Below are 7,678 nucleotides of genomic sequence, written 5' to 3' on the forward strand. Positions count from 1 at the left end.
GCTTGCGACGGTCGGTCGAATCCGTGGGATGCGCCTGCTGATTTCAACGGACAGGCTGCTTGCTCGGGTCCACGTCAACGAACTGCCAGAAGTCCAGCCAGAACAGCGGCCGGCGAAAGCCGCTCATCCAGGGCTGTTCGATGTCGGTGACGATGCGGTGGGCGTGCACCTTCCAGGGCAGATAGATCACGGCGATGCGCTTGGCCTCCTTGAACAGCGCCTCGCGCTCGGGGCCGTCGGGCAGCGCCTGCATGCGCTCGTAAATCGCGTCGAAGCGCGCGTCCTTGAAGCGCGGCAGGTTCTGCGTGCCGGCGGCCGGCCCGTACAGGCGCTGCAGCGCCTCCTGGCCGTCCGACGAGGCCGCCGTCGAACCCACGGGCCACATCTGGAACTTGCCGGCCTGGGCGGCCTTCAGGTTCTCGGGCCATTGCTGGATCTTGATCTGCAGCTTGATGCCGACGGCGCGCAGCGCCTTCTCCCACAGCTCATCGATGGCGCGGCTCAGCGAGTTGGACTCAGTGTTGCGCGTGATGACGAGCGGGCTGCCGTCGGGCAGGTCGCGCCAGCCGTCGCCGTCCTTGTCGACATAGCCATACATGTCCAGCAAAGCCTTGGCGCGCGCCGGGTCGTAGTCGCTCATCTCGCTCTTGAACGCGGGGTCGTAGCCGCTGGTGTTGGGCACGATGGGCGCCTGCGCCGGCACCGCCTGGCCGCGGCGGGCGCTCTTGATCTCTTTCTTCACGTCGTAGGCCAGCGAGATGGCGCGGCGCAGCGCGACCTTGTCGGGCGTCAGGCCGCCGACGACCGGGTCTTCCAGGTTGAAGCTGGTCAGCGTCATGTCGGGCGCCAGCGTGAACACCGCCTGCATGCCGCGCCTGGCGAGGTTGGGTGCGATCTTGCCGCCGGGTGCGGCCTGGGTGATGAAGTCCTCGGGCACGCGCTCGATGAAGTCGTGCTCGTTGTTCAGGAAGGACAGCCAGCGCGGCTGGTTCTCCTCGATGACGTCGATGACGACGCGGTCGACGATCGGGATGCGGCGGCCCTTGAAGTGGGCGTAGATGGCCTGCGCCTCCTTGTCGTCGGGCCCCGGCTGGGACTCGTAGACGCGCTGCCGGTAGCTGGGGTTGCGCTCGAAGATCATCTGCGAGCTGCGCCGCCATTCCTTCAGCACGAAGGGGCCGGTGCCCACCGGGTGCTCCGAGATCTTGTCGCCATAGAACTCGACCACCTCGCGCGCGACGGCGCCGTAGAGGTCGTTGCCGGCAAAGATGGATTCGATGAGGCGGGGGCGGGGCGCGTTGGTCTTGATCTGCAGCGTGTAGCGGTCCAGCGCGCGCAGGCCCGCGATCTCGGTGTCGTAAGGGAAGGGCTTCTTGCTCTTGAGCATCTGCTCGCGCAGCTCGGTCAGGCCGACGATGTTGTTTTCCTCGTAGGCCACCCAGGCTTGCGCGTTGTTGGCCGGGTCGGCGAAGCGCTTGATGCTGTAGACGAAGTCGGCGGCCGTGACCTCGCGCCGGCTGCCCTTGAAGGCCGGGTCGTCGGCGAAATAGATGCCGGGTTGGACCTTGATCGTGAAGGTCTTGAAGTCGGCGCTGACCTCGGGTTCGCCGGCGGCGAGCAGCGGTATCAGCCGCGTCGGCCGGGCCAGCGGGTCGAAGGCGTAGAGCGTTTCGAAGATGTGGGCGGTGACGGTGCGCGAGTAGATGTCGGAGATGCGCACCGGGTCGAAGCCGGTCTCGGCGATGCGGAAGGCATAACGCAGCGTCTTGACGGGTTCCGCCGCGTGCGCGGGCGCCATCAGACAAATGCAGACGCAGAGGCAGCCTGCGAGCGCGGCGTGCAGTTGTTTCATGGCTTGGGCAGGGCGGCGGTGTTGATGTCGACGTACTTCCAGTAGTCGCGCACGAAGATGTTGCGGCTGTAGCCGCGCACCCAGGGCTGGGCCATGTCGGTCCAGAGGCGGTGGACATGGAACTTGTAGGGCGCGTAGGCGACGAGCAGGCGCTGGGCGTCCAGCATCAGCGCGGCGCGATCGGGGCCGTCGGGCAGGGCCTTCTGCTTTTCGTAGAGGCGGTCGAAGGCCTGCAGCGCGAAGCGTGGCTTGTTGGCCTTGCCGCTGGCCGCGCTGGAGCCCAGCGCGAGAAAGGTGTCGCCATCGGGCGTGGTGCCCACCCAGCCGACGCCCCACATCTGCAGCTTGCCGGCATTGGCGGCCTTGAGCTGTTCGGGAAACTTGCCGATCTTGAAGCTCATGCGGATACCCACCGCATCCATGTTCTTCTGCCACTGCTCGGCGAGCTGGCGGCGCTCGCCGTCGGCCAGCGTCGAATACTCGATGGACAGCGGCTTGCCGTCGGGCAGCTCGCGGTAGCCGTCGCCGTCGACGTCCTTGTAGCCGTACATGTCCAACAAGGCCTTCGCCTTGGGCAGGTTGTATTCGCTGTTCTCGGACTTGAAGGCCGGGTCGAAGCCGTAGGTGACGGTCGGTACTGGGCTCTGGCTCTTCAGCGCCTGGCCGCGGCGCACGAGGCGGATCTCCTTGTCCAGGTCGACGGCCAGGTTGATTGCACGGCGCAGCGCGATCTTCTCGGGCGTGTAGCCGCCAACGACCGGGTCTTCCATGTTGTAGTAGCTCAGCGAGATATCGGCACGCGGGTAGCGCGTCATCGTGATGCCCCGCTTGGCGAGGTTGGGCGCCAGCTTGTTGCCCGGCATGGCGATGCTGGCGAAGTCGATGGGCACCTCCTCGATGACCTCGGACTCGTTGCTGAGGAAGGACAGCCAGCGCGGCTGGGCCTCCTCGATGATGTCGATGACGACACGGTCCACCATCGGCAGCTTCCTGCCCTGCAGCGCGGCCACCTCGGCCTGCAGTTGCGCGCTGGAGCCCGGCGGCGCGGTCTCCACGTAGCGCACGTCGCGGTAGTTGGGGTTCTTGTCCAGCACGATGCGCGAGCTGCGCCGCCATTCGCCCAAGCGCCATGCGTTGGTGCCGACCGGGTGCTCCATGATCTTGTCGCCGTAGAACTCGACCACCTCGCGTGCCACCGCACCCAGGAAGCCGGCGTCGCTGAACTGGTAGACGAAGCGCGGGTCGGCCACGCCCAGCTTGAGCTGGAAGGTGTAGCGGTCCAGCGTCTTCAGGCCTTCGACGACGCGGTCGTAGTCGAAGGGCTTCTTGGCCTTCATCAGCTCCTGCCGCAGCTCCGACAGGCCGACTATTCTGACGTTCTCCAGCAGGTAGAGGTTGGGGCTCTTCCATTGCGGGTCGTAGTGGCGCTTGACGCTGTAGACATAGTCCTCGGCGGTCAGCTCGCGCTTCTTGCCTTTGAAGGCCGGGTCGTCGGCGAAGTAGATGCCTGGCTTGACCCGCATCGTGATGGTCTTGAAGTCGGCGCTGATCTCGGGCATCTCGGCCAGCGTGGCTGGGCGCAGCTTGAACGGGCGGGCGCCGAAGTCGTATTCCAGCGGCGCGTCCAGGATGCCGGCGACGATGGCCTTGGAGTAGAGGTCGCTGATCTGGGCCGGGTCGAAGCCGGTCTCGGCCACCTTGAAGGCCTGGCGCAGGACCTTGTCCTGGGCCTGGACTGGGGTGACAACGACGGTGCAGGCCAGCAGCAGACCGGCCAGCAGGAGGGAAGACTTCATTGCGGAAAGGCGCGCAGGCTCTGGGGAAGCGCGGAGTCTAGTGAAACCGTCAGGCCGCGGGCCAAGTCGGCTCGCATAGACTCGCCCCGGTTTTCCCGTGTAACCCGGCACCGGCGGCGGGTTCGTAGTTTCCTGGAGCCCCGATGGCGGCCTATCTGATCCGACGCCTCTGGCAAATGATCCCGACCTTGCTCGGTGTCGTGCTGCTGGTGTTCTTCCTCTTCAAATACTTCGGCAGTGACCCGGCCATCATCCTTGGTGGCCTGAACGCCAGCCCCGAGCAGATCGAGTCCATCCGCGAGCAGCTCGGCCTGAACAAGCCGGTCTGGCAGCAGCTGTGGATCTTCATCCAGCAGATCGTCACCTTCGACTGGGGCAAGAGCTGGGCGACCAACGAGTCGGTGGCCAACCTGTTCGCGACGCGCCTGCCGGCCACGCTGACGGTGACCGTGCCCATCCTCATCCTCGAAGTGGCGCTGGCCATTCCGTTCGCGCTGGCCGTGGCCACCGTGCGCGGCAGCCTGACCGATCGTTCGGTGATGGTGACCACGACGGTGGCGGTGTCCATCTCGCTGCTGGTCTACGTCATCCTGGCGCAGTACATATTCGCCTTCCGCCTGGGCTGGTTCCCGGTGCAGGGCTGGACGGGCAACCACTGGACCAACCTGACGACCTATGCGCCGCTGCCCGTCCTGGTGGCCGTGGCCGTGTCGATGGCGCCGCAGATCCGCCTGTACCGCAGCTTCTTCCTCGACGAGATCGGCCACGACTATGTGCGCACCGCGCGCGCCAAGGGCATGACCGAGGGCACCGTGCTGCTCAGGCATGTGCTGCGCAACGCGATGATTCCCATCCTGACCAACGTGTCCGTGCTGCTGCCGGGCGTGCTGGTGGGCAGCTTCCTGATCGAGGTGTTCTTCTCCATCCCCGGCCTCGGCCGCGAGCTGCTGCTGGCCGTCAACCGCGGTGACTACCCGGTCATCCAGGCCTTCGCGATCTACCTGGCGGCGCTGACGATGACGGTCAACCTGCTCGTCGACGTGCTCTACAAGTTCGTCGATCCGCGCGTGGTCCTCAAATGAGCGCCGTGTCCAACTCCTCCGGCGGCGTCTGGGCCGCGTCCTGGCGCCGGCTGAAGACCGACCGCGTCGGCGTCGTCTCCATGGGCATCGTCGGCGCCTTCCTGCTGCTGGTGCTGCTGGCGGCCACCAACCTGGTCGCGTCCAGCTGGCAGCAGGAGGTCGGCGTGCCGAATGCGCCGCCGACGCTGCTCGGCCCGCAGCCGGCCGAGGACACCGGCACCATCGCCGCGCCCAAGGGTCCCAATGTCGACCTGTCCGACATCGACCCGCTGGCGCCGCGCTATGCCGAATGGGCCGAGCGCGCCAAGGCCTTCAAGACGGACGAGGTGACCAAGGCGGAGACGCTGCCGCTGGGCGGCGACCGACTGGGCCGCGACGTGCTGGCCAAGGTCGTCAAGGGGGCCGAGGTGTCCATCTTCGTGGGCCTGGCGGCGGCCCTCGTCGCCACGCTGATCGGCACGCTGCTGGGTGCCGTGTCGGGCTTCTTCGGCGGCAAGGTGGGCGACTTCCTGGAGTGGATCTACAACGTCTTCACCGCCATCCCGGACATCCTGCTGATCTTCGCCTTCGCAGCCATTTTCCAACGCAGCGTGGGCTCGGTCGTCATCATCCTGGCGTTGACGGGATGGACGGGCATCTACCGCCTCATCCGCGCCGAGTTCATGAAGCACCGCTCGCGCGAGTACGTGCGCTCGGCCGAGGCCATCGGCGCGTCGTCGGCCTCGCGCATGTTCAAGCACATCCTGCCCAATGTGTCGCACGTGGCGCTGGTGCAGTTGTCGCTGCACGTGGTGCGCTTCATCAAGGCCGAAGTCATCCTCAGCTATCTTGGCCTGGGCGTCGGCGTCAACCAGGTCTCCTGGGGCACGATGCTGGGCGAGGCCCAGAACGAGATGATCCTGGGCTACTGGTGGCAGCTCGCCGCCGTGACCACCTTCATGGCGGCTTTCGTCACTGCCTTCGCGCTGTTCACCGATGCGCTGCGCGATGCGTTGGATCCCAAGCTGCGAGGTCTGGAGTAAAGCCATGCTGTTGAGCATCCAAGACCTCAAGGTCGCCTTCCGCATGGGCAAGGTCGATGGCGCCATGCAGCGCCAGCTCGCCGTCAAGGGCGTCAGCTTCGACGTGCCGGAAAACAGCACGGTGGCCCTGGTCGGCGAGTCCGGCTCGGGCAAGAGCGTGACGGCCATGTCCGTGCTCAACCTGCTGCCCAGCAATGCCGAGCGCACCGGCCGCATCTTGTTCCAGGGACGTGATTTGCTGCAGGCAAGCCAGCGCGAGTTGCAGGCCATCCGCGGCAAGGAGATCGCCTGCGTCTTCCAGGACCCGATGAGCTCGCTCAACCCCGTCTTCAACGTCGCCACGCAGATCTGCGAGCCGTTGATGAAGCACATGGGCATGAGCCGCCGCCAGGCGCTGACGCGCGCCGAAGAACTGCTCAATGAGGTCGGCATCCCCGAGCCCCGGCGGCGCCTGAAGGCCTACCCGCACGAGCTGTCCGGCGGCCAGCAGCAGCGCGTCATGATCGCGGTGGCCCTGGCCTGCTCGCCCAAGCTGCTCATCGCCGACGAGCCGACGACGGCGCTGGACGTGACCATCCAGCGCCAGGTCATGGAGCTGATGGCGCGGCTCAAGGAGAGCCACAAGATGAGCCTGCTGTTCATCTCGCACGACCTCGGCGTCGTCGGCGAGATCTCGGACCAGGTCGTCGTCATGCGCCATGGCCAGGTGCGTGAGAACGCACCGGTCGAGCAGATCTTCAACGCGCCGCAGGACGCCTACACCAAGGCGCTGCTGGCCTGCCGCCCGTCCCTCACCGAGAGCCCGGCGCGGTTGATGGTCATCGACGATCACATTGCCGGCCGCGGCGCGGGCAGCAACGCCCAGACCAAGGACGACAGCGCGCCCGTCGTGCTGGAAGTGACCGGCCTGCAGAAGAGCTTCTGGCTCAAGGACGGCCTGTTCGGCAAGCGCGAGTTCAAGGCCGTCAAGGGCGTGAACTTCAAGCTGCGCAAGGGCCACACGCTGGGCGTTGTCGGCGAGTCCGGCTCCGGCAAGACGACCATGGGTCTGACGCTCTTGCGCCTGCATGAACCCACGGGCGGTCAGGTGCTGTTCGAGGGCCAGGACCTGCTGAAGATGAGCGGCCCCGACTGGCAGAAGATGCGCCGCCGCATCCAGGTCGTGTTCCAGAACCCCTATGCCTCTCTGAACCCGCGCTTCACCATCGGCCAGACGCTGCGCGAGCCGATGGAGATCCACCGCATCGGTGCGAACACCGCCGAGCGCGAGGCGCGTGCCGTGGCGCTGCTGGAGAAAGTCGGCCTGGACGAGAGCGCCATGGCCAAGTATCCGCACGAGTTCAGCGGCGGCCAGCGCCAGCGCATCGCCATCGCGCGCTGCCTGACGCTGCAACCCGAGGTGCTGGTGCTGGACGAGGCCGTGTCGGCGCTGGACGTGTCGGTGCAGGCCCAGGTGCTCAACCTGCTGAAGGATTTGCAGGACGAGTTCGGCCTGAGCTACATCTTCATCAGCCACGACCTGGCCGTCGTCAAGTTCATTGCCGATGAAGTGCTGGTCATGCAGAACGGCGATGTCGTCGAGCAGGCCGCCACGGCCGATCTCATCGCCGCGCCGCGCGAGGACTACACGCGCCGCCTGCTGGGCGCCGTGCCGCGCGGCTACACCGGTCGACCGGGTGCGGCGCGTGGAATTTGAACGGTCTCGGACTTGGCCCGTGCAACACCGAGGCGGCGCTGCGCCCGAACCGCGCTGAAATGAGCGGTTCGGGACCACAAGTTCCTACTCCGCCCGTGATGCACCGAATCCAGGCCCTCTCATCGACGCTGACCGCCGCGCTGGCCGCCCTGGCCGCGTTGCTGCTGACCGCCTGTTCGCCGGGCGAAGGCGACCGCGCCGCCGCGCCGCCCGCCGCGGCGGCCTCGGCC

General features: G+C 66.6%; 5 protein-coding genes. 3 read left to right on the forward strand and 2 right to left on the reverse strand.

Features of this window, described 5'->3' with window-relative positions; all coding sequences use genetic code 11:
- Positions 1–43: 43 nt before the first annotated feature.
- Together ACXRVZ_RS13790 and ACXRVZ_RS13795 are read right to left on the reverse strand one after the other, a co-directional pair.
- The gene (locus ACXRVZ_RS13790) at positions 44–1,852 is read right to left on the reverse strand and encodes an ABC transporter substrate-binding protein (RefSeq protein WP_457420123.1); all 1,809 of its coding nucleotides are present in this window, start codon (positions 1,850–1,852) and stop codon (positions 44–46) included.
- On the reverse strand, positions 1,849–3,648 hold the full coding sequence (locus tag ACXRVZ_RS13795) for an ABC transporter substrate-binding protein (protein WP_457420125.1): 1,800 nt from the start codon (positions 3,646–3,648) through the stop codon (positions 1,849–1,851). The genes ACXRVZ_RS13790 and ACXRVZ_RS13795 overlap by 4 nt, the downstream gene beginning before the upstream one ends.
- A 143-nt stretch (positions 3,649–3,791) precedes the next feature.
- Between ACXRVZ_RS13795 and ACXRVZ_RS13800 the strand changes: the two genes are divergently transcribed.
- From ACXRVZ_RS13800 to ACXRVZ_RS13810, 3 genes are read left to right on the forward strand one after another with little or no spacing between them, the layout of a single operon-like run.
- Positions 3,792–4,730 carry an ABC transporter permease gene (locus ACXRVZ_RS13800; protein ID WP_457420127.1) on the forward strand — a complete coding sequence of 313 codons (939 nt, stop codon included), beginning with the start codon at positions 3,792–3,794 and terminating at the stop codon, positions 4,728–4,730.
- On the forward strand, positions 4,727–5,752 hold the full coding sequence (locus ACXRVZ_RS13805) for an ABC transporter permease (protein WP_457420129.1): 1,026 nt from the start codon (positions 4,727–4,729) through the stop codon (positions 5,750–5,752). The genes ACXRVZ_RS13800 and ACXRVZ_RS13805 overlap by 4 nt, the downstream gene beginning before the upstream one ends.
- A 4-nt stretch (positions 5,753–5,756) precedes the next feature.
- A complete protein-coding gene (locus ACXRVZ_RS13810; protein WP_457420131.1) occupies positions 5,757–7,448 on the forward strand; it encodes an ABC transporter ATP-binding protein in 1,692 nt (563 codons plus the stop codon).
- Positions 7,449–7,678 lie beyond the last annotated feature (230 nt).

The organism is Roseateles sp. P5_E8 (assembly GCF_054177665.1).

Bases quoted from the DNA above. Each gene is read 5' to 3' on its own strand.
- ACXRVZ_RS13810 (WP_457420131.1), top strand. From the start codon at position 5,757: ATGCTGTTGAGCATCCAAGACCTCAAGGTCGCCTTCCGCATGGGCAAG.
- ACXRVZ_RS13795 (WP_457420125.1), bottom strand. From the start codon at position 3,648: ATGAAGTCTTCCCTCCTGCTGGCCGGTCTGCTGCTGGCCTGCACCGTC.
- ACXRVZ_RS13800 (WP_457420127.1), top strand. From the start codon at position 3,792: ATGGCGGCCTATCTGATCCGACGCCTCTGGCAAATGATCCCGACCTTG.
- ACXRVZ_RS13790 (WP_457420123.1), bottom strand. From the start codon at position 1,852: ATGAAACAACTGCACGCCGCGCTCGCAGGCTGCCTCTGCGTCTGCATT.
- ACXRVZ_RS13805 (WP_457420129.1), top strand. From the start codon at position 4,727: ATGAGCGCCGTGTCCAACTCCTCCGGCGGCGTCTGGGCCGCGTCCTGG.